22 protein-coding genes are annotated in these 17,230 nt (G+C 53.2%); 8 read left to right on the top strand and 14 right to left on the bottom strand.

From position 1 onward, the window contains the following. Positions 1-127 precede the first annotated feature (127 nt). Together pepT and RHN82_RS01135 are read left to right on the top strand one after the other, a co-directional pair. Positions 128-1,351, top strand: coding sequence for a peptidase T (pepT, locus tag RHN82_RS01140; protein WP_047051922.1), 1,224 nt, complete (start codon positions 128-130; stop codon positions 1,349-1,351). 101 nt (positions 1,352-1,452) lie between these two features. Next, entirely contained in the window at positions 1,453-1,944 is a 492-nt protein-coding gene (locus RHN82_RS01135) for an REP-associated tyrosine transposase (protein ID WP_047051926.1), read from the top strand. An 88-nt stretch (positions 1,945-2,032) separates the two neighbouring features. Here the strand turns inward: RHN82_RS01135 and RHN82_RS01130 are convergent, their stop codons facing one another. The 3 genes from RHN82_RS01130 to phoP form a co-directional block, all read right to left on the bottom strand. Next, on the bottom strand, positions 2,033-3,154 hold the full coding sequence (locus RHN82_RS01130; RefSeq protein ID WP_047051928.1) for a cupin domain-containing protein: 1,122 nt from the start codon (positions 3,152-3,154) through the stop codon (positions 2,033-2,035). A gap of 91 nt (positions 3,155-3,245) precedes the next feature. Then, a complete protein-coding gene (gene phoQ, locus RHN82_RS01125) occupies positions 3,246-4,709 on the bottom strand; it encodes a two-component system sensor histidine kinase PhoQ (RefSeq protein ID WP_047051930.1) in 1,464 nt (487 codons plus the stop codon). After that, on the bottom strand, positions 4,710-5,381 hold the full coding sequence (gene phoP, locus RHN82_RS01120) for a two-component system response regulator PhoP (protein WP_026094318.1): 672 nt from the start codon (positions 5,379-5,381) through the stop codon (positions 4,710-4,712). Between the two features lie 394 nt (positions 5,382-5,775). On the opposite strand from phoP, the gene RHN82_RS01115 reads away from it, so the two are divergent. Further along, a complete protein-coding gene (locus RHN82_RS01115) occupies positions 5,776-6,168 on the top strand; it encodes a hypothetical protein (RefSeq protein ID WP_168928031.1) in 393 nt (130 codons plus the stop codon). Between the two features lie 86 nt (positions 6,169-6,254). Here RHN82_RS01115 and purB read toward each other — a convergent pair whose 3' ends face one another. Genes purB through rluE form a run of 5 tightly spaced genes read right to left on the bottom strand, consistent with a single transcriptional unit; the run spans position 6,255 to position 10,590 of the window. Beyond that, positions 6,255-7,625: an adenylosuccinate lyase gene (gene purB, locus RHN82_RS01110; protein ID WP_023305884.1), complete on the bottom strand. Its 1,371-nt coding sequence runs from the start codon at positions 7,623-7,625 to the stop codon at positions 6,255-6,257. 19 nt (positions 7,626-7,644) lie between these two features. Continuing rightward, the gene (gene hflD, locus RHN82_RS01105; protein ID WP_047051933.1) at positions 7,645-8,274 is read right to left on the bottom strand and encodes a high frequency lysogenization protein HflD; all 630 of its coding nucleotides are present in this window, start codon (positions 8,272-8,274) and stop codon (positions 7,645-7,647) included. A gap of 27 nt (positions 8,275-8,301) precedes the next feature. Next, positions 8,302-9,414, bottom strand: coding sequence for a tRNA 2-thiouridine(34) synthase MnmA (gene mnmA / locus RHN82_RS01100; protein WP_032103856.1), 1,113 nt, complete (start codon positions 9,412-9,414; stop codon positions 8,302-8,304). 40 nt (positions 9,415-9,454) lie between these two features. Further along, positions 9,455-9,928 (bottom strand): NUDIX hydrolase, encoded by a 474-nt coding sequence (locus RHN82_RS01095; protein WP_047051934.1) that lies wholly within the window; start codon positions 9,926-9,928, stop codon positions 9,455-9,457. After that, positions 9,928-10,590, bottom strand: coding sequence for a 23S rRNA pseudouridine(2457) synthase RluE (rluE, locus tag RHN82_RS01090; RefSeq protein ID WP_022650805.1), 663 nt, complete (start codon positions 10,588-10,590; stop codon positions 9,928-9,930). The genes RHN82_RS01095 and rluE overlap by 1 nt, the downstream gene beginning before the upstream one ends. Positions 10,591-10,707: 117 nt before the next feature. On the opposite strand from rluE, the gene icd reads away from it, so the two are divergent. Further along, complete coding sequence (gene icd / locus RHN82_RS01085) at positions 10,708-11,958, top strand: NADP-dependent isocitrate dehydrogenase (RefSeq protein ID WP_003857898.1); 1,251 nt, start codon at positions 10,708-10,710, stop codon at positions 11,956-11,958. 75 nt (positions 11,959-12,033) lie between these two features. Further along, the gene (locus RHN82_RS01080) at positions 12,034-12,279 is read left to right on the top strand and encodes a YmjA family protein (RefSeq protein ID WP_022650806.1); all 246 of its coding nucleotides are present in this window, start codon (positions 12,034-12,036) and stop codon (positions 12,277-12,279) included. A gap of 4 nt (positions 12,280-12,283) precedes the next feature. Here RHN82_RS01080 and RHN82_RS01075 read toward each other — a convergent pair whose 3' ends face one another. After that, entirely contained in the window at positions 12,284-13,783 is a 1,500-nt protein-coding gene (locus RHN82_RS01075; protein WP_047051936.1) for a cyclic diguanylate phosphodiesterase, read from the bottom strand. A gap of 124 nt (positions 13,784-13,907) precedes the next feature. Beyond that, a complete protein-coding gene (yncL, locus tag RHN82_RS01070; RefSeq protein WP_071524166.1) occupies positions 13,908-14,000 on the bottom strand; it encodes a stress response membrane protein YncL in 93 nt (30 codons plus the stop codon). Between the two features lie 371 nt (positions 14,001-14,371). Here yncL and RHN82_RS01065 point away from each other — a divergent pair, with 371 nt between their 5' ends. Further along, complete coding sequence (locus RHN82_RS01065) at positions 14,372-14,620, top strand: GlsB/YeaQ/YmgE family stress response membrane protein (RefSeq protein ID WP_003857896.1); 249 nt, start codon at positions 14,372-14,374, stop codon at positions 14,618-14,620. Between the two features lie 53 nt (positions 14,621-14,673). On the opposite strand, the gene yoaJ is transcribed toward RHN82_RS01065, so the two are convergent. Genes yoaJ through RHN82_RS01055 form a run of 3 tightly spaced genes read right to left on the bottom strand, consistent with a single transcriptional unit; the run spans position 14,674 to position 15,921 of the window. Next, the gene (gene yoaJ, locus RHN82_RS24545) at positions 14,674-14,748 is read right to left on the bottom strand and encodes a protein YoaJ (protein ID WP_015570794.1); all 75 of its coding nucleotides are present in this window, start codon (positions 14,746-14,748) and stop codon (positions 14,674-14,676) included. Continuing rightward, positions 14,749-14,847, bottom strand: coding sequence for a YoaK family small membrane protein (locus RHN82_RS01060; RefSeq protein ID WP_015570793.1), 99 nt, complete (start codon positions 14,845-14,847; stop codon positions 14,749-14,751). 45 nt (positions 14,848-14,892) lie between these two features. Further along, positions 14,893-15,921 carry a sensor domain-containing diguanylate cyclase gene (locus RHN82_RS01055; protein ID WP_047051937.1) on the bottom strand — a complete coding sequence of 343 codons (1,029 nt, stop codon included), beginning with the start codon at positions 15,919-15,921 and terminating at the stop codon, positions 14,893-14,895. Positions 15,922-16,233: 312 nt separating this feature from the next. On the opposite strand from RHN82_RS01055, the gene RHN82_RS01050 reads away from it, so the two are divergent. Together RHN82_RS01050 and RHN82_RS01045 are read left to right on the top strand one after the other, a co-directional pair. Beyond that, on the top strand, positions 16,234-16,488 hold the full coding sequence (locus RHN82_RS01050; RefSeq protein WP_015570791.1) for a DUF333 domain-containing protein: 255 nt from the start codon (positions 16,234-16,236) through the stop codon (positions 16,486-16,488). A gap of 80 nt (positions 16,489-16,568) precedes the next feature. Further along, complete coding sequence (locus RHN82_RS01045; RefSeq protein ID WP_047051940.1) at positions 16,569-16,874, top strand: periplasmic protein; 306 nt, start codon at positions 16,569-16,571, stop codon at positions 16,872-16,874. On the opposite strand, the gene RHN82_RS01040 is transcribed toward RHN82_RS01045, so the two are convergent. Then, positions 16,875-17,219, bottom strand: a complete 345-nt coding sequence (locus RHN82_RS01040) for a DUF488 domain-containing protein (RefSeq protein WP_047051942.1) — start codon at positions 17,217-17,219, stop codon at positions 16,875-16,877. Positions 17,220-17,230 lie beyond the last annotated feature (11 nt).

Genomic DNA, 17,230 nt, shown 5'->3' with positions numbered 1-17,230 from the left:
CTACATTTATTAACGCACAACGATATAAACGTAAAAAGTTCTCGTTTGCGGGATAAAAGTGACCTGACGCAATATTTGCGTTTTGCTGCTTAATGATAATGTTGTCACAAAAAGTGAGGGTGACTGCATGGATAAACTACTTGAGCGTTTCTTACATTACGTTTCGCTGGATACCCAATCTAAGCCGGGGGTCCGACAGGTGCCAAGCACCGAAGGCCAGTGGAAGCTGCTAAATCTGCTGAAAGAGCAGCTGGAGGCCATGGGGCTGGTCGACGTCACGCTCAGCGAAAAAGGGACCGTGATGGGAACGCTGCCGGCGAATATTGACGGCGATATCCCGGCAATTGGCTTTATTTCTCATGTCGATACCTCACCTGATTTTAGCGGTAAACACGTTAACCCGCAGATTGTTGAAAACTACCGCGGCGGTGATATTGCGCTGGGCATTGGCGACGAAGTGCTGTCGCCGGTGATGTTCCCGGTACTGCATCAGCTGCTGGGGCAGACGTTAATCACCACTGACGGCAAAACCTTGCTGGGGGCTGATGACAAAGCGGGCATCGCCGAGATCATGACGGCGCTGGCGGTGCTGAAGGGCAAAAATATCCCGCATGGCGATATCCGCGTGGCCTTCACGCCGGATGAAGAGGTTGGAAAAGGCGCAAAACACTTTGACGTTGAGGCGTTTAACGCGCAGTGGGCCTACACCGTCGACGGTGGCGGCGTGGGTGAACTGGAGTATGAAAACTTTAACGCGGCATCGGTGACGATCAAAATCGTCGGGAATAACGTTCATCCGGGGTCTGCGAAAGGGGTGATGGTGAATGCGCTGTCGCTGGCTGCGCGTATTCATGCGGAAGTGCCCGCCGAAGAGAGCCCGGAGATGACGGAAGGGTATGAGGGTTTTTATCATCTGACCAGCATCAAGGGGACCGTGGACAGCGCGCAGATGCACTATATTGTCCGCGATTTCGACCGCAAGGCCTTTGAAACGCGCAAGCGTAAGATGATGGAGATCGCGAAAAAGGTCGGCAAGGGGCTGCATCCGGATTGCTATATTGAACTCATCATCGAAGACAGCTATTACAATATGCGCGATAAGGTGATGGAGCATCCGCACATTCTTGATATCGCCCAGCAGGCGATGCGCGATTGTGACATCGAGCCGGTGATGAAACCGATCCGTGGCGGTACCGATGGTTCACAGCTGTCGTTTATGGGCTTGCCGTGCCCGAACCTGTTTACCGGTGGATATAACTACCACGGCAAGCATGAGTTCGTGACGCTGGAAGGGATGGAGAAAGCGGTGCAGGTGATCGTGCGGATAGCGGAGTTAACCGCGAAGCGGTAATGTTTTTGCCGGGTGGCGGCTACGCCTTACCCGGCCTACGGGTGCAATATGTAGGCCGGGTAAGGCGTAGCCGCCACCCGGCACATGAACAGGGAGTTCAAATGTCAAACTATCGCCGCTACTACATCCCCGGAGGGACCTGGTTTTTCACCGTCAATCTGCAAAACCGTCAGAGCAATTTACTTACTCGCCACATCGACAGCCTGCGTTCCGCTACCGCCACGGTTAAGCGTGCGAAGCCCTTCACCATTAACGCCTGGGTTATCCTGCCTGAACATATGCACTGTATCTGGAGCCTGCCGGAAGGGGACAGTGACTTTTCAGCGCGCTGGCGCGACATCAAAAAAACGTTTAGCCGCAACATTGAAATGCGCCACGTCTGGCAACCGCGTTTCTGGGAGCACACTATTCGCAATGAGCAGGATTATCGGCGGCATATGGATTACGTCTACATCAATCCGCTGAAGCATGGCTATGTCGGGAAAGTCGTCGACTGGCCCTATTCAACGTTTCATCGGGACGTGCGGGAAGGGTTATATCCGGCAGACTGGGCGGGTGAGATTGAGGATTTTGCGGCGGGGGAGCGGAAGTAAAACAAAGCCGGGTGGCGGCTACGCCTTACCCGGCCTGCATTTCGATCGTAGGCCCGGTAAGCGCAGCGCCACCGGGCATTAAAGCGGCTCAGTCCTCAAAAAACCAGTACCCGCTGTTCACCAGCGCGGCCAGCATGGCGAGGAAGGAGGGATCGTCCAGCGCGTCGCCGAAGGTATCCGCAGTCAGCACCATATGGCTGGCAATTGCTTCCAGCGCCGGGCGATGCGGAGAGTCCAGGCGCTCGCCGTTGACGAATACCTCTTCGCCAATGCGTAGTACGCGTAATCCGCCCAGACGAACCAGCTTATCGCCCTGCTGGAGCGCATCATAAATTTCATCTGCCTGATACGGCGGCTCTGGCGGTGCGACGTCCAGTTCATGACGCGACTGGCTGATAAACTCGCCAAACCACTGTCTGAAGTGCTCCGGTTCGTTGATCAGATCCAGCATCATACCGCGCAGCTTATCCAGCTCCACTGGCAGAATATCCGCCGGATGCTCACGCGCCGGAACGTCCGGATCGCTGTAACGGTAGCTGCCCAGCTCACGCTGTAAAACATAGTCAGCAAATCCGCTGATCATCTCGCGGCCGCTTGGCGCGCGGAAACCAACCGAATAGTTCAGCGAGTTTTCCAGGGAATAACCTTCATGCGGGAAGCCTGGCGGGATATAGAGAATGTCGCCTGGCTCCAGCTCTTCATCAATGATCCCTTCAAACGGATCAACCTGGAGCAGATCCGGGTGCGGGCAGTGCTGCTTCATTGGCACTTTTTCGCCCACGCGCCAGCGACGGCGACCGGTACCCTGAATGATAAACACGTCGTACTGATCCAGATGCGGACCCACGCCGCCACCGGGAACGGAGAAGGAGATCATCAGATCGTCCATTCGCCAGTCTGGCAGGGCGCGGAAGGGATGCATTAAGGCTGCGGTAGGTTCGTGCCAGTTGTTGACCGCCTGCACCAGTAAAGACCAGTTGTTTTCGCCCAGGTGATCGTAGCTTTCAAAGGGACCGTGGCTGACCTGCCATTTCCCGTCCTGGTGGCTCACCAGACGGCTGTCTACCTCGTTTTCCATCGCCAGACCAGCGAGTTCGTCAGGGGAAATAGGGTCGATAAAATTGCTGAACCCGCGTTTAAGAACGACCGGGCGTTTTTGCCAGTAACGTTCAATAAATTCGGGCCAGTTAAGCGTTAATTGATAATCCATATTTATGTATTCCGCAGGCTCTTACTGAGACGGATTATAACGGAAGCCCCGCCCCCTAGCTGCGAGATCCGCGTATTTTTCACATTCCGGGTCAACTATCGTTCGATACGGGATGCTGGCGGCCAAAAATGACTTCCATCCGGGCACCGCCCAGCAAACTTTCACCGGTTTCAATCTTGCCCTCGTACTGATCGACAATTTCCCTGGCAACGGATAATCCGACGCCCTGGCCCGGCCGCAGCGTATCGGCGCGCTGGCCGCGATCGAACACCACTTCGCGTTTATTACGGGGAATGCCAGGACCATCATCCTCAACGATAATATGCAGTTCGTTATCCGTTACCCGCGCGGACACCTCGACAAACTCCAGACAATATTTGCAGGCGTTATCGAGCAGGTTTCCCATCACTTCCATAAAGTCATTCTTCTCACCGACAAAGCTAATTTCCGGTGAGATATCCAGACTGATGTTGACCCCTTTACGCTGGTACACCTTATTCAGCGCAGAGGTGAGGTTATCCAGCAGCGGGGCTACCGGGTGCAGTTCACGGCTCAACAAGGCGCTTCCGGAACGCATGCTCGCGCGGTGCAGGTAATAGCCGATCTGCTGTGAAATACGGCTGATTTGTTCCAGCATCACCGGCTCGGCGTCATCCACGCTCATTTTCGAACTGCGCATGGAACGCAGGGTACTCTGCATCACGGCCAGCGGGGTTTTCAGGCTGTGCGTAAGGTCGGTGAGCGTGGTGCGATACTTGTCGTAGCGTTCACGTTCGCTTTTCAGCAGGCGGTTGAGGTTGCGCACCAGGCTGGTCAGCTCACGGGTGGTCTCCGGGTTGAGCTTCTCGCGGTGATGTTCCTCCAGCTCGCGCACCTCTTTGGCAAGGGATTCAATCGGGCGGAGGCTCCACCACGCAGCAACCCACAGGAGAGGGATCACCAGCAGCAGGTTGGCAGCCAGAACATACACAAACCAGTTCCAGACCATATACGAGCGTTTCAGCTCAACCGGTATGGTATCGATCACCACAATGGTTAACTGCGGCATGTTCAGGGTGGCGGGATAAAGGTTGATGGCCACGGAGTGGGTCATCTCCGTGTCGTCATCTTCGGCACGGATCTCATTAAGCTTGATCTGTAAGGCGCGATCGTCACGCAGCAGGCTGCTGGTGGAGTTGAGGTCAGCTTCTATTTCATGAAAACCGTTGGTTTTCAGCCATTCCGGACGGATGCGCTTTTTCAGCCACGGGACATTGCGCTGGGCCCACAGCAATTTCCCTTTTTCATCGTAGATCAGCGCCAGCGTCGGGCTCTGCTGATTCAGGTTTTCCGGCATCTCGACGGTGATTCGGTTGTTCTCCCACTTCGCCAGGGTATAAAACAGGTTACTTTCGCCGCGAAGCAGGCGGAAGGTGGTTTTATCGAAGCTCACGCTATACCCGACCAGCGCCACCATCCCGTAAGAGAGCGACAGCACCAGCACGACGGCGGCGGTTGCCAGCAAAAAGCGAACCCGCAGCGAAAGGGGTAAAATGTGACGCAAAATCCCTTTCATTTAGCGTAATTCGAACAGGTAGCCCTGACCACGCACGGTGGTGATCACGTCATGCGGGTACTGCGCCTGAATTTTTTTACGCAGGCGGCCCATCAGCACGTCAATGGTGTGGCTTTCGCGCAGTTCGGCATCCGGATAGAGCTGAAGCATCAGGGAATCTTTGCTCACCACTTTGCCGTTGTTACGGATCAGCGTTTCCATGATGGTGTATTCGAATGCGGTCAGCTTGATCACTTCATCATTAATAGAAAATTCACGGCGGGAGAGATCCACCTGGAACGGCGGCAGAGAGATCACCTGCGACGCCAGGCCGCTGTTGCGGCGCAGCAGCGCCTGCATACGCGCGGCGACTTCTTCAATATGGAAGGGTTTGGTCACGTAGTCATCCGCGCCAGCGCTCAGGACTTCAACCTTGTCCTGCCAGCCTTCGCGGGCAGTCAGCACCAGCACCGGCAGGGAAACATCATGGCTACGCCAGCGGCGGATAAGGGACAATCCGTCTTCATCCGGCAGCCCTAAATCGACAATGGCGATGTCCGGCAGGTGTTCATTGAGATAATAATCGGCCTCTTTTGCGTCTTCAGCATCGTCCACCTGATGACCCATCTCCTGAAGTTGAACTTTCAGGTGATGACGTAGCAATGCGTTATCCTCAACAACCAGTACGCGCATCATCACTTCTCCCTTATATAAATGGTATGAATAGTTTAACGCTGATTATTCAGGTTGACACCAGCGCGATGAAATTAAATGATTTTTTTCATGCTCCCGAACACAGGGGGGGCATGACGCCAGGCGCGGGTAATATAAACGGACTTGTTTTCGCAAGCTTCCGCAATCCGGATAAAACAACCATCCGTTTATGAACTGTTGAAGGCGAGTCGCTTTTTGACAGAACGGCATACCAGTTTTGTAAAGATTGCCCTTTTTTTTGTAAGGATGTTCTCACTATGTCTGTCTTTGTCTACGCTTATTTTATGGTGCGAAATTAGATTTGCATAATATGTGCCAGAAAAGCAGCATTTTTACACAACAAAACAGCAATATAGCGAGTAAAGAGGATTTTATGGAATGGAAGGTTGTTGAGACTATTGCGAGCCCGGAAAGCGGAACCATTTTTTGCAAAGTTGAAACACAGTATGGCCTGAATTATATCCTGTGGTTAAAGGGAGATTATTACGTTCGTACAGGTGAAATCATCACCACCTCAAACCAGGGGATCCTGATTAACGATCGGCGCCGCAGAGTATGGATAGCGCAGGCAATGCCCTTTACATCCATAGGCTGGATGGGGTTCAAACAGAAAAACGCGTGTCCAGGAAACCGACAGGAGATGGATCGCCCGTGCACGGCTGAAACCCCGTGCCAGTTCAAACTGTGCCCGTTCGGCTTAAAACGGTATATACCGGAAAGTTATTCCACAGCGAAAATTAACAATCAGCCTGACGGCAGGCTTTAATCACGGCAAACAGGGAATGTAATGTGAAAACATCGGCTCGATGATGAAAAGCAGCCCCCTTTCCGGATGGAAAGGGGGAAGGGCGATTACTTCAGCTCGTCAACCATAGTAATGGCGCGGCCAATGTAGTTTGCCGGGGTCATCTCTTTCAGACGCGCTTTTTCTTCTTCTGGCAGCGCCAGACCGTCGATAAACTGTTTCATACCTTCAGCATCAACACGTTTACCGCGGGTCAGCTCTTTGAGTTTCTCGTACGGTTTTTCGATGCCGTAACGACGCATCACGGTCTGAATCGGCTCCGCCAGCACTTCCCAGTTGTGATCCAGCTCGTCCAGCAGACGGTCGCGGTTAACTTCCAGTTTGCTCACACCTTTCAGGGTGGACTGGTAGGCGATCAGCGCGTAGCCAATACCTACGCCCAGGTTACGCAGCACCGTGGAGTCAGTCAGGTCGCGCTGCCAGCGGGATACCGGCAGCTTGCTCGCCATATGTTGCAACACGGCATTCGCCAGACCCAGGTTACCTTCGGAGTTTTCGAAGTCGATTGGGTTCACTTTGTGCGGCATGGTGGAAGAGCCGATTTCCCCGGCGATGGTCTTCTGCTTGAAGTGGTTCAGGGCGATGTAACCCCATACGTCACGATCGAAGTCGATCAGGATGGTGTTGAAGCGCGCAATGCAGTCAAACAGCTCGGCGATGTAGTCGTGCGGCTCAATCTGGGTGGTGTACGGGTTCCACTGGATCCCCAGAGACGTCACAAACTCTTCGCTGAACTGGTGCCAGTCCACTTCCGGGTACGCGGCGATGTGGGCGTTGTAGTTACCCACCGCGCCGTTGATTTTGCCGAGGATCTCAACCTGCTCCAGCTGACGATACTGGCGTTCCATGCGGTACGCCACGTTCGCCATCTCTTTACCCATGGTGGATGGGGTTGCTGGCTGGCCGTGAGTACGGGACAGCAGCGGAATGTCGCGGTATTCCACGGACAGCGCTTTCACCGCATCAATGATTTTACGCCAGTAAGGGAGTACCACCTCTTTCCGCGCGGTAGAGAGCATCAGCGCGTGAGACAGGTTGTTAATATCTTCAGACGTACAGGCGAAGTGAATAAATTCAGATACCGCGTGCAGGGCAGGGACGCTTGCCACTTTCTCTTTCAGGAAGTATTCAACCGCTTTCACGTCGTGGTTGGTGGTGCGTTCGATGGTTTTAATGCGCGCGGCATCTTCTTCGCTGAACTCAGCAACGATTTTATCAAGGTAATCGTTTGCCTTTGCGTCAAAAGCAGGAACTTCCTTGATTGCTGTCTGGGCGGCCAGCTTTTGCAGCCAGCGTACTTCAACCTGAACACGGAACTTCAGCAGGCCATATTCGCTGAAGATCCCGCGCAGCGCGCTGACTTTATCGCCGTAGCGTCCATCGACAGGGGATACGGCGGTCAGTGAGGATAATTCCATAATTCGCAACTCCGGGAGGTTAACAATGAGCAAGAATTTGTTTTGCCTGAGTCGTCAGGCGTTGACGAGAAAACATTAACTGTAGGCGGCCACCGCCGACCTGTTGCCACAGCACGGCGGCACGGATGCCTGCCAGCAGCGAGGCGCGTACCTTCGCCTGTACCTGTGGGCTTTGCAATACGGCAGGCGAACCGGTGACCTGAATACGCGGGCCGAGCGGGCTAATCACGTCAACGTAGATACCGGCCATCGCGCTGAGCAGGGTCTCAGACTGGAGATCAAAGTGATCGAGCTGGCGCTGTAGCCCGGCGATGCGGTCGCCCAGGGTATTCATTGCGCCTTTTGCCGCGTTCAGCTTACGTTCCAGCACCATCAGGCTTAAGGTGTAGCGGGTCAGTTCCGCGTTCAACCCCTGACGGTTGCTGGCGTTGAGCACGCCGAGCAGAGTTTCAAGACCGAGACGAAGATTGGTTTCACTGCCGCCAAAGACGCCCAGCGTGGAGCCTGGGTTAAGATCGATAACGCTGTTGAGTGAAACGTGCAGGGCATCAGCGTCGCAATGACCCTGATGCGCCAGCTGTTGCACCAGACGGGCTGACTGGCAAATTCCCGCCAGCGCCAGGGTGATGTCGTAATAGTTCTTCGCCACACGGTCTCCTTTATGTGTGCAAACGGTTTAAACAGCAGGCAGCGGCAGGCGCTGTTCAATGATCCCACCGCCGAGGCAAATTTCGCCGCTGTAGAAAACAGCAGACTGGCCAGGGGTAACGGCGGAAACCGGCTCGTCGAAACGCACGTCAATGCGATCGTCATCCAGTGCGGTTACGGTGCAAGGGATGTCTGTCTGGCGGTAGCGCGTTTTCACTGTGCAGCGCAGCGTGCCTTTCAGCGGCTCGCGATCGACCCAGTGCAGCTGTTGCGCGATCAGTCCAACGGACATCAGGCGCGGGTGGTCGTGACCCTGAGCCACAACCAGAATATTGTTTTCGACGTCTTTGTCGACCACGTACCACGGATCTTCGCTGCCCTCTTTGGTGCCGCCGATACCCAGACCTTTACGCTGGCCGAGAGTGTGGTACATCAGCCCCTGGTGCTGACCAATCTCATCGCCGTCAACGGTGACGATTTTGCCCGGCTGTGCAGGCAGGTAGCGCCCCAGGAACTCGCGGAATTTACGCTCGCCGATAAAACAGATACCGGTGGAGTCTTTTTTCTTCGCGGTGATCAGATCCAGATCTTCAGCAATCTTACGCACTTCCGGCTTTTCCAGCTCGCCGACCGGGAACAGACTTTGGGCAATCTGTTCGTGGCTCAGCGTATAGAGGAAGTAGCTCTGATCTTTGTTACCGTCCAGACCGCGCAGCAGCTGGCTTTTGCCATTCACATCCGCGCGACGCACGTAGTGGCCGGTCGCAATGTAGTCTGCGCCCAGGTCTTCCGCGGCGAATTCCAGGAAGGCTTTGAATTTGATCTCTTTGTTGCACAGGATATCCGGGTTTGGCGTGCGGCCCGCTTTGTACTCTTCGAGGAAGAGTTCAAAAACGTTGTCCCAGTATTCTGCGGCAAAGTTAACGGTGTGCAGTTCGATGCCGAGCTTATCGCACACGGCCTGCGCATCGGCGAGATCCGCAGCGGCAGTGCAGTATTCCTCGCCATCGTCTTCCTCCCAGTTCTTCATGAACAGGCCCTCCACCTTATAGCCCTGTTGCTGCAACAGGTAGGCGGAAACGGAGGAATCGACACCGCCGGACATGCCGACGATTACTTTTTTCTGGCTGTTATCTGACATGGAATACTCACGACATTGAACTTCAAGGCGGCGTATTCTATCACGCCCCCCCACCATTGACACCCTCTGTAAACGGCCAGTTAAATTCTGCAATGACATCCAGCGGCAGGCGCGCCGCAGACTGCCAGCAGCGGATGCTTTCCGCAACCAGCGGCGAACGCAGGTTTGGCGCGTTCAGGATCTCGTCGGCAGTCACCCACAGGCAGCGATCGATATCGTCGTCGTGCGGTTCAGTGGCGCACGTTTCGTTAAGCTCAACGGCGAATAAGAAGCGCAGGAAAGGCGTCTGGTCAGGCGCTATCCACTGATGCATACGGATAAAATGCTGCGGTTCGGCGCGGATACCCGTCTCCTCCCACAGCTCACGGGCTGCCGCCTGGCGTAAGGTTTCATTGGCTTCAAGATGCCCGGCAGGCTGATTCCACAGCGCTTTGCCGTTGATAGTCTCTTCCACCACCAGGAATTTCCCCTGCGCGTGGACCACGCAGGCGACCGTAACATGAGGTTTAAACATCAGTTCTCCTTAGGGGTAACATCCCGCCATTCCCCGTTTGCCAGCGAGTCCAGCGTGTAGCTGCCCATGGCATAGCGAATGAGTCGCAGGGTAGGGAAGCCCACATGCGCAGTCATGCGCCTGACCTGTCGGTTGCGGCCTTCATAAAGGGTGATTTTAAGCCAGCTGGTGGGAATGGATTTCCGCTCACGAATCGGTGGGTTGCGCGGCCAGAGCCACTCGGGCTCATTCACGCGCTCAATACCAGCCGGCAGGGTGGGACCGTCGTTCAGCGTTACGCCGTTGCGCAGTTTTGCCAGCGACGCGTCGTCCGGCTCGCCTTCAACCTGCACATAGTAAATTTTTCCGGTACGTTTGCCCGGCTGAGTAAGCCTGGCCTGGAGCACGCCGTCATTGGTAAGCACCAGCAGCCCCTCGCTGTCGCGATCCAGACGTCCCGCTGCGTAGACTCCCTGTACGGGAATAAAGTCCTTCAGCGTGCTGCGCCCGGCCTCGTCGGTAAACTGCGGCAATACATCGTAGGGTTTATTGAACAGTATGACCCGCGTTGGCTGGGGTTCTGGCGTTCTTCTGGTGGCTTGTCGTGAGCTGAATCGCTCAACCCGGTGTTTTCTAAAAGAAGTTTTCGTCATGGTATTTTCAGGCGTTATCAATTGCCGCATTATAGCCTAATAACGAAGACCTTTCATGGCGTCGGACAATCAGGTACTATCGGAAGGCTCATTACAATTTATTAACATAAGATCAGTAACAACCAGAAGCGCTCGAAGGAGAGGTTAATGGAAAGCAAAGTAGTTGTTCCGGCGGAAGGTAAAAAGATCACCCTGCAAAACGGCAAGATTAACGTTCCTCACAACCCGATTATCCCGTTCATTGAAGGCGACGGTATCGGTGTAGACGTTACCCCGGCAATGCTGAAAGTGGTTGATGCCGCTGTTGAGAAAGCCTACAAAGGCGAGCGTAAAATTTCCTGGATGGAAATTTACACCGGTGAAAAATCGACTCAAGTTTATGGCCAGGACGTCTGGCTGCCAGCCGAAACGCTGGACCTGATCCGCGACTATCGCGTTGCTATCAAAGGCCCTCTGACCACGCCAGTTGGCGGCGGCATTCGCTCCCTGAACGTGGCGCTGCGTCAGGAACTGGATCTGTATGTGTGTCTGCGTCCGGTGCGTTACTACCAGGGCACCCCAAGCCCGGTTAAGCACCCGGAACTGACCGACATGGTTATCTTCCGTGAAAACTCAGAAGACATCTACGCCGGTATCGAATGGAAAGCGGACTCTGCTGATGCAGAAAAAGTGATTAAATTCCTGCGCGAAGAGATGGGCGTGAAGAAAATTCGCTTCCCTGAGCATTGCGGCATCGGCATCAAGCCGTGCTCCGAAGAAGGGACCAAGCGTCTGGTGCGTGCCGCCATCGAATACGCTATCACCAACGATCGTGACTCTGTGACCCTGGTTCACAAAGGCAACATTATGAAGTTCACCGAAGGCGCGTTCAAAGACTGGGGCTACCAGCTGGCGACCGAAGAGTTCGGCGGTGAACTGATCGACGGCGGCCCATGGCAGAAAATTAAGAACCCAAACACCGGTAAAGAGATCATCATTAAAGATGTGATTGCCGATGCGTTCCTGCAACAGATCCTGCTGCGTCCAGCTGAGTATGACGTGATCGCCTGTATGAACCTGAACGGTGACTACATCTCCGATGCGCTGGCCGCACAGGTGGGTGGTATCGGTATCGCCCCGGGCGCGAACATCGGTGACGAGTGCGCCCTGTTCGAAGCAACTCACGGTACTGCACCTAAATACGCAGGCCAGGACAAAGTCAACCCAGGCTCTATCATTCTCTCCGCAGAGATGATGCTGCGTCATATGGAATGGTTCGAAGCCGCAGACCTGATCGTTAAGGGTATGGAAGGCGCGATTAACGCGAAAACCGTCACCTATGACTTTGAACGTCTGATGGAAGGCGCTAAACTGCTGAAATGCTCAGAGTTTGGCGACGCGATTATCGCGAACATGTAATCCACTCGCTGGGTTAAATGACAACGGGAGCCTGAGGGTTCCCGTTTTTTATGCACATAAGACGGAAACAACGCTATGACCCATGATATCCCGCTCAAGTATTATGACATCGTCGACGAGTATGCGACTGAAACGGCGAAACCGGTAGAAGAGGCAGAGCGTACGCCGCTGGCACACTATTTCCAGCTGCTGCTCACTCGCCTGTACAACAATGAGGAAATCAGTGAAGAGGCGCAGCGGGAGATGGCTGTCCAAGCGGAGATAGACGAAGCGCGCATTGACGATATTGCGAACTTCCTGAATCAGTGGGGCAATGAATAACGCGTCATCGCGCTGAGTCTGCCAGCAGCCTGGCGAGGTCGTGCCGGGTTAGCGACTTTGAAAAGTACCAGCCTTGTACGAGGGCATCGGGGTATCTCTGCGCGATGAACTGATATTGCGTTTCGCTTTCGACCCCTTCAAAAACCAGGGTTTTGTGCAGTTTAGCGAGCGCGTCGCTGAAGATCACCAGGATATCCTGTTTATAGTGCTCGCTGATGCCGTCCACTAACGACTTATCCACCTTGATTTCGTCATATTTGAGATTCGAGAGCCTGGCAAGATTTGAGTTTTGCACGCCAAAGTCGTCTATTGAAATGTTGACGCCTGCCGATTTAAGCTCCTCACAAAACTCTTCAAGGATGGCCGAGGTGGAAACGCCATTTTCGGATAACTCAACTTTGATTAACGATAAGGGAATCGCGTTCTCTGAGCATGCATGACGTAATACCGCCAGGAATTTGCCGTCTTCAATTTCCGTCCGGCCAACGTTCAGTGAAATCATTAACTGATGTTCAGCGGCCAGCGCGGCAATTTCCGCCAGGGATTTCTTTATCATGTTCTGATAATAAACGTTATACAGGCCAATTTTTTTGATTAACGGGATAAACAGCTCAGGAGAAACCTCTTTGTGATTGTTATCCTGCCATCTTGATAACACTTCAACCCCGACAATTTTCTTATCAGCAACCCGAATAACAGGCTGAAAATGAACGCTGATGGTATTCGCTTTCACCGCCTTGACCAGCGTTCGCTCCAGAGAACGTCGGTCTTCATAAAGTCGAAGAGAAAACAGCGTCAGGGATATCCATATAAAGTATAAAAACAGGCACAGGAGCACCATCACTACGTGGGAGAGCGAAGCCAGTCCGGCATCATGGTGTGTGACGGTAACGCACAAATCCCAGCGTGTACTGCACTCTGTCACAGCCAGCGTAAATAACAGAGACTGTAAGCGGCTAAGGTTTTCTGATGGCGGCGTAACGGTGAAAAAGGTGCGGCCGAAATCTTTAGTGGAAGAACGAAGCGAATAATTGGCGGTAACGGGGGCAAATTTATCGTAGGCTGAACGGGAGGTAAAGATAATAAGGTGGTTATAAATTGTCGCATTGCCGACAAAGAAATCTTTCTGCGAAAACTGCGCCAGACTGAATCCGTTCTGGGTTTTATGCAGCTCAGAGGGAAGGGCGATGGGATTTGCCAGCTTGCCCCAAAACGCGGTGCAGGTGATTTTCCCCTTTTCAATAAACCCCACATCGGCGAAATAGAGACTGCGCATCTTTAATTTTCGGTAGACGTTCAGACTGGCGCTATCGCATCCCTGCGCGGAGGTATTTTTAAGCGTACTGGCGATATTTTGCGTTAACTCTTCGGAATAGCTTAAGAGCGTGTGGGAGATCTCCCTCTGCCGGTTCTTTTGCTGCTCAACGATAATGGCGTTAACCGCATACAGCGACAGGACGACCATAAAGGTTGAGATGATAGCAACGGCAATGGCCTTCTTCATTTTCCTGCTGTCCCGCCACGTCCTGAGGTGCAGGGATCTTAACACAGGTCATAAAAGCTACAAGCATGAGAGTTGAGGCCGCACGGTATCGGAAGGAAAGCCACCATGCCAGGCTCCTTTCAACTCAGAACCACTCAAACCGTGTTGAGAGCAGTAACAGTAGCGTACTGGCAGAAACAAGATTAAGGCAGATGACAAACTTGCTCGATACGTTCATGTTATCAACGCTTTTTGGTTATTCAGAAGCCACAGAGAATAGCGTTTCACCTCCACAGAAAAAACGCCAGATTTTGGTGGGGTCGGGCAAAAAAAAGCCCACTCAAGAGTGGGCAAGAAATACTGGAAGCAATGTGAGCAATGTCGTACTGAATACCTGAGTGATTTGCTCAACTATTCAGTAATGAGAAAGATAATCTTTCTCAGTAAAAGATGCAACCCCACGATGAGTGTGGAACGGCAATTTTTTACTGCTCATATTTTACTCAAACGAGCCGTGTGATTCTTATCACAAATTTCCTTTCTCAGATCCTGTGCTATCCTTTTCTGTGTCGTTGATTTAATGACAAAAACCATACAGAGAGGAAAGCTATGGGAATTTTATCCTGGATTATCTTTGGGCTGATTGCGGGGATCCTGGCGAAGTGGATTATGCCGGGCAAAGATGGCGGCGGTTTCATCGTCACGATCATTCTGGGGATTGTGGGTGCAGTCGTCGGTGGCTGGATCAGTACCCTGTTCGGCTTTGGCAGAGTTGATGGCTTCAACTTCGGCAGCTTTGTCGTCGCGGTGATTGGCGCGCTGGTTGTTCTGTTTATCTACAGAAAAATCAAAAGCTAAATCTGACCTGTGTTAAAAAAGGCTGCCTGACGGCGGCCTTTTTACTTTGGGCGTTACCACCAGCCTAACTGCGTACCGGCGACGGCCACGATGGCGACAATCAGCATGATGATGGTCGTTTTTCTCATTTATGCCCCCGGCGCGGCGTAACCGCCAAGGAAAAACCAGCCTAAAAACACCACCGCCGTGATAAAAATAACCACCGGAAAGAGGATCCCTATTCTCATGCCATCACCTGTTTGAGTTTGTATAAGGCCGTAGAGTGTACGGTTTTAATCTAACGCGACAAAGCCTGTTTTGCTTTTTCCTTTTTTATCCTGATACATCGCGAGGTCGGCGGTGCGCAGGGCGCTATCTTCATCAGTGCGGTGAGGATCAACAATAACGACGCCAAGGCTTGCGCCGGGATAAAGAATGGTGGCATTGCCTAACCCGTATTCGCCCGCAATAAGACCATTGAGGCGGGTTTTGATTGCGTTGACCTCTGTGCTGGCGTCGCCATCATCGCTGTGACTCAGGCTGGCAACCAGAAATTCATCGCCGCCGAGCCGGCCAATAATCTCATCCTGCGTTTGCTCGTGAGTCAGCCGCTTACCGACCTGTACGAGGAAGCGATCGCCCGCCTCATGCCCGTACTGGTCATTGATTCGCTTGAAATCATCGAGGTCAATAAAGGCCATCATGACCCTGCGGTTAAGATGGCGCGCCAGTGAGAACAGGGTGGTAAGGTTTTCAAAAATGGCGCGGCGATTCGGCAGGCCGGTGAGGGCGTCGGTGTAAGAGTGGGCAATGAGCGCCGCGTTTGCTTCGCGAAGCTGAAGTACAAGCGACTCTTTCTGAATGTACTGACCAATTAACCCGGCAAAGAGTCTGATCACCTGCTCGCCACGCTCGCTGAACTGTTTCTGTGCGGTGCTGGCAGCGCAAAGCGTGCCATACAGAGAACCGTCAGCCAGGTGAACCGGCACGCTCATATAGGTTGTAATACCCAGTGCTTTTGCCGCTTCACACTCCGGCCAGCGGTCGGGCACCTCGTTACTGAACAACGTGTCGCTGTCGATGGCGCGCTTACACAGCGTTTCGTCCCAGGGCACGCTGAACCCTTCCGGGATCTGCATTTGCTTGCTGTTACGGGCATATAAAATGTGCTGCAAACGCGCATTGATATCGACTTTCGTCAGGTAGGTTGATTCCATATCCGTCACAATTTCCAGCATTTCCAGTAGCTGACGCACCAGACTGTCGAGAGATTGCTCAGTGGAGAGGGTTTCTGAAACACGGGCAAGAATGATATCTGACATGAGGCAGGTTGACTCCCATGCAGAAGACCTCTGTATCTGCATGTTATGCTGAAAATATAGACTCCGGTCATAGTAAAACATGAACAGGATTAATTTTATAGATTCTTCTGGAAGCGGATGAGGGAGAGGCTAAAAAAAAGCCCCGATGTTGGGATCGGGGCAAAACATCTTGATTACGGAATGATGTTCTCTGGTCAGTGTGAGAACAGGCATCACTATAAGGGGGAATCGTGCAGGTTTAATGGAGAAATCATGGAGAAAACGGCGATGACCCGTTACTCTGACGTTTTTACACCCTGAAGGATCATGATAATGAAATATCTTCTCCTGGCGCTGGTGTTACCGCTGGCCGCCTGCTCAACAAAGACAACCCCTCCTGATGCGCCTCAACCGCCGCACGCTATTGGCATGGCAAACCCGGCGTCAGTGTACTGTCTGGAGAAAGGGGGAGAGCAAATCCCTGTTCAAAGCCCGCAGGGCGTACGTACCGAGTGTAAATTGCCCGGCGGGGAAGTGATCGATGAATGGGATCTCTACCGCCGCGATCACCCGCAACCGACCAGATGACAACGGCAATAAAACTGCGATACACTTCTCTTTAGGATTATTCTTAGCCAGTTTCTGGCAGTACGTTTGCGAGAAGAAGTATGTTTCAGTTAAAACCGGGCAGCATGGCGATGATCGTGGGTGCGCGTACGGCGGCAGGCCGTCGAAATATCGGTAAATCCGTGGAGCTGTTTGGCCTTTGTCAGCCGGGCCAGCGTTTTGTGAACCCGGTTAACGGCGTCATGACGCAATTACCCGCCACGTCAGCGCGTGCGCTGTGGCTGGTCACCGGTGATGTTTATGCCTTTGATAACCAGCACGGTTTTGCGTTTGTTCGCCCGGAACATCTGATGCCGCTTACTCCCGACGAGATGCCACACAACGTGGATGCGCTGGCGATCGGTTAATCACAGTTTACGTAGCCAGTCTGCCAGTACCCGCGCGTGATTCTGCTCCGTATTTTTCGCCCCATAGAGTAGCGTCACGGTCTGCTGTTTGGCGAGAGCCGCCAGGCGTTTGCCTTCATCCTGATGCTGCGCCAGCTCTTTACGATAGGCTTCACTGAACGCGGTGAAATCTATCGTTTCACTGTGGAAGGCTTTTCGTAGTTCGCTGGACGGCGTTAGCGCTTTACACCACTCGTCACAGGCGAGGTCGGTCTTTTTTATCCCTCGCGGCCAGAGTCTGTCGACCAGGATCCGGTAACCGTCTTTTGAGGTCGCCTGCTCATACACGCGTTTACATTGAATCATGGGTCCTCCTC

The organism is Enterobacter cloacae complex sp. EB5, from assembly GCF_031432835.1.
Lineage (GTDB): Bacteria > Pseudomonadota > Gammaproteobacteria > Enterobacterales > Enterobacteriaceae > Enterobacter > Enterobacter hormaechei_C.
The sequence above is the reverse complement of the archived record's forward strand: the minus strand, read 5'-3'. Positions and strand labels throughout refer to the sequence as shown.

What these genes read in the sequence shown, in the direction of transcription:
- pepT (WP_047051922.1), top strand. Translation starts at nt 128, where the DNA reads ATGGATAAACTACTTGAGCGTTTCTTACATTACGTTTCGCTGGATACC.
- RHN82_RS01135 (WP_047051926.1), top strand. Translation starts at nt 1,453, where the DNA reads ATGTCAAACTATCGCCGCTACTACATCCCCGGAGGGACCTGGTTTTTC.
- RHN82_RS01130 (WP_047051928.1), bottom strand. Translation starts at nt 3,154, where the DNA reads ATGGATTATCAATTAACGCTTAACTGGCCCGAATTTATTGAACGTTAC.
- phoQ (WP_047051930.1), bottom strand. Translation starts at nt 4,709, where the DNA reads ATGAAAGGGATTTTGCGTCACATTTTACCCCTTTCGCTGCGGGTTCGC.
- phoP (WP_026094318.1), bottom strand. Translation starts at nt 5,381, where the DNA reads ATGCGCGTACTGGTTGTTGAGGATAACGCATTGCTACGTCATCACCTG.
- RHN82_RS01115 (WP_168928031.1), top strand. Translation starts at nt 5,776, where the DNA reads ATGGAATGGAAGGTTGTTGAGACTATTGCGAGCCCGGAAAGCGGAACC.
- purB (WP_023305884.1), bottom strand. Translation starts at nt 7,625, where the DNA reads ATGGAATTATCCTCACTGACCGCCGTATCCCCTGTCGATGGACGCTAC.
- mnmA (WP_032103856.1), bottom strand. Translation starts at nt 9,414, where the DNA reads ATGTCAGATAACAGCCAGAAAAAAGTAATCGTCGGCATGTCCGGCGGT.
- RHN82_RS01095 (WP_047051934.1), bottom strand. Translation starts at nt 9,928, where the DNA reads ATGTTTAAACCTCATGTTACGGTCGCCTGCGTGGTCCACGCGCAGGGG.
- rluE (WP_022650805.1), bottom strand. Translation starts at nt 10,590, where the DNA reads ATGCGGCAATTGATAACGCCTGAAAATACCATGACGAAAACTTCTTTT.
- icd (WP_003857898.1), top strand. Translation starts at nt 10,708, where the DNA reads ATGGAAAGCAAAGTAGTTGTTCCGGCGGAAGGTAAAAAGATCACCCTG.
- RHN82_RS01080 (WP_022650806.1), top strand. Translation starts at nt 12,034, where the DNA reads ATGACCCATGATATCCCGCTCAAGTATTATGACATCGTCGACGAGTAT.
- RHN82_RS01075 (WP_047051936.1), bottom strand. Translation starts at nt 13,783, where the DNA reads ATGAAGAAGGCCATTGCCGTTGCTATCATCTCAACCTTTATGGTCGTC.
- yncL (WP_071524166.1), bottom strand. Translation starts at nt 14,000, where the DNA reads ATGAACGTATCGAGCAAGTTTGTCATCTGCCTTAATCTTGTTTCTGCC.
- RHN82_RS01065 (WP_003857896.1), top strand. Translation starts at nt 14,372, where the DNA reads ATGGGAATTTTATCCTGGATTATCTTTGGGCTGATTGCGGGGATCCTG.
- RHN82_RS01060 (WP_015570793.1), bottom strand. Translation starts at nt 14,847, where the DNA reads ATGAGAATAGGGATCCTCTTTCCGGTGGTTATTTTTATCACGGCGGTG.
- RHN82_RS01055 (WP_047051937.1), bottom strand. Translation starts at nt 15,921, where the DNA reads ATGTCAGATATCATTCTTGCCCGTGTTTCAGAAACCCTCTCCACTGAG.
- RHN82_RS01050 (WP_015570791.1), top strand. Translation starts at nt 16,234, where the DNA reads ATGAAATATCTTCTCCTGGCGCTGGTGTTACCGCTGGCCGCCTGCTCA.
- RHN82_RS01045 (WP_047051940.1), top strand. Translation starts at nt 16,569, where the DNA reads ATGTTTCAGTTAAAACCGGGCAGCATGGCGATGATCGTGGGTGCGCGT.
- RHN82_RS01040 (WP_047051942.1), bottom strand. Translation starts at nt 17,219, where the DNA reads ATGATTCAATGTAAACGCGTGTATGAGCAGGCGACCTCAAAAGACGGT.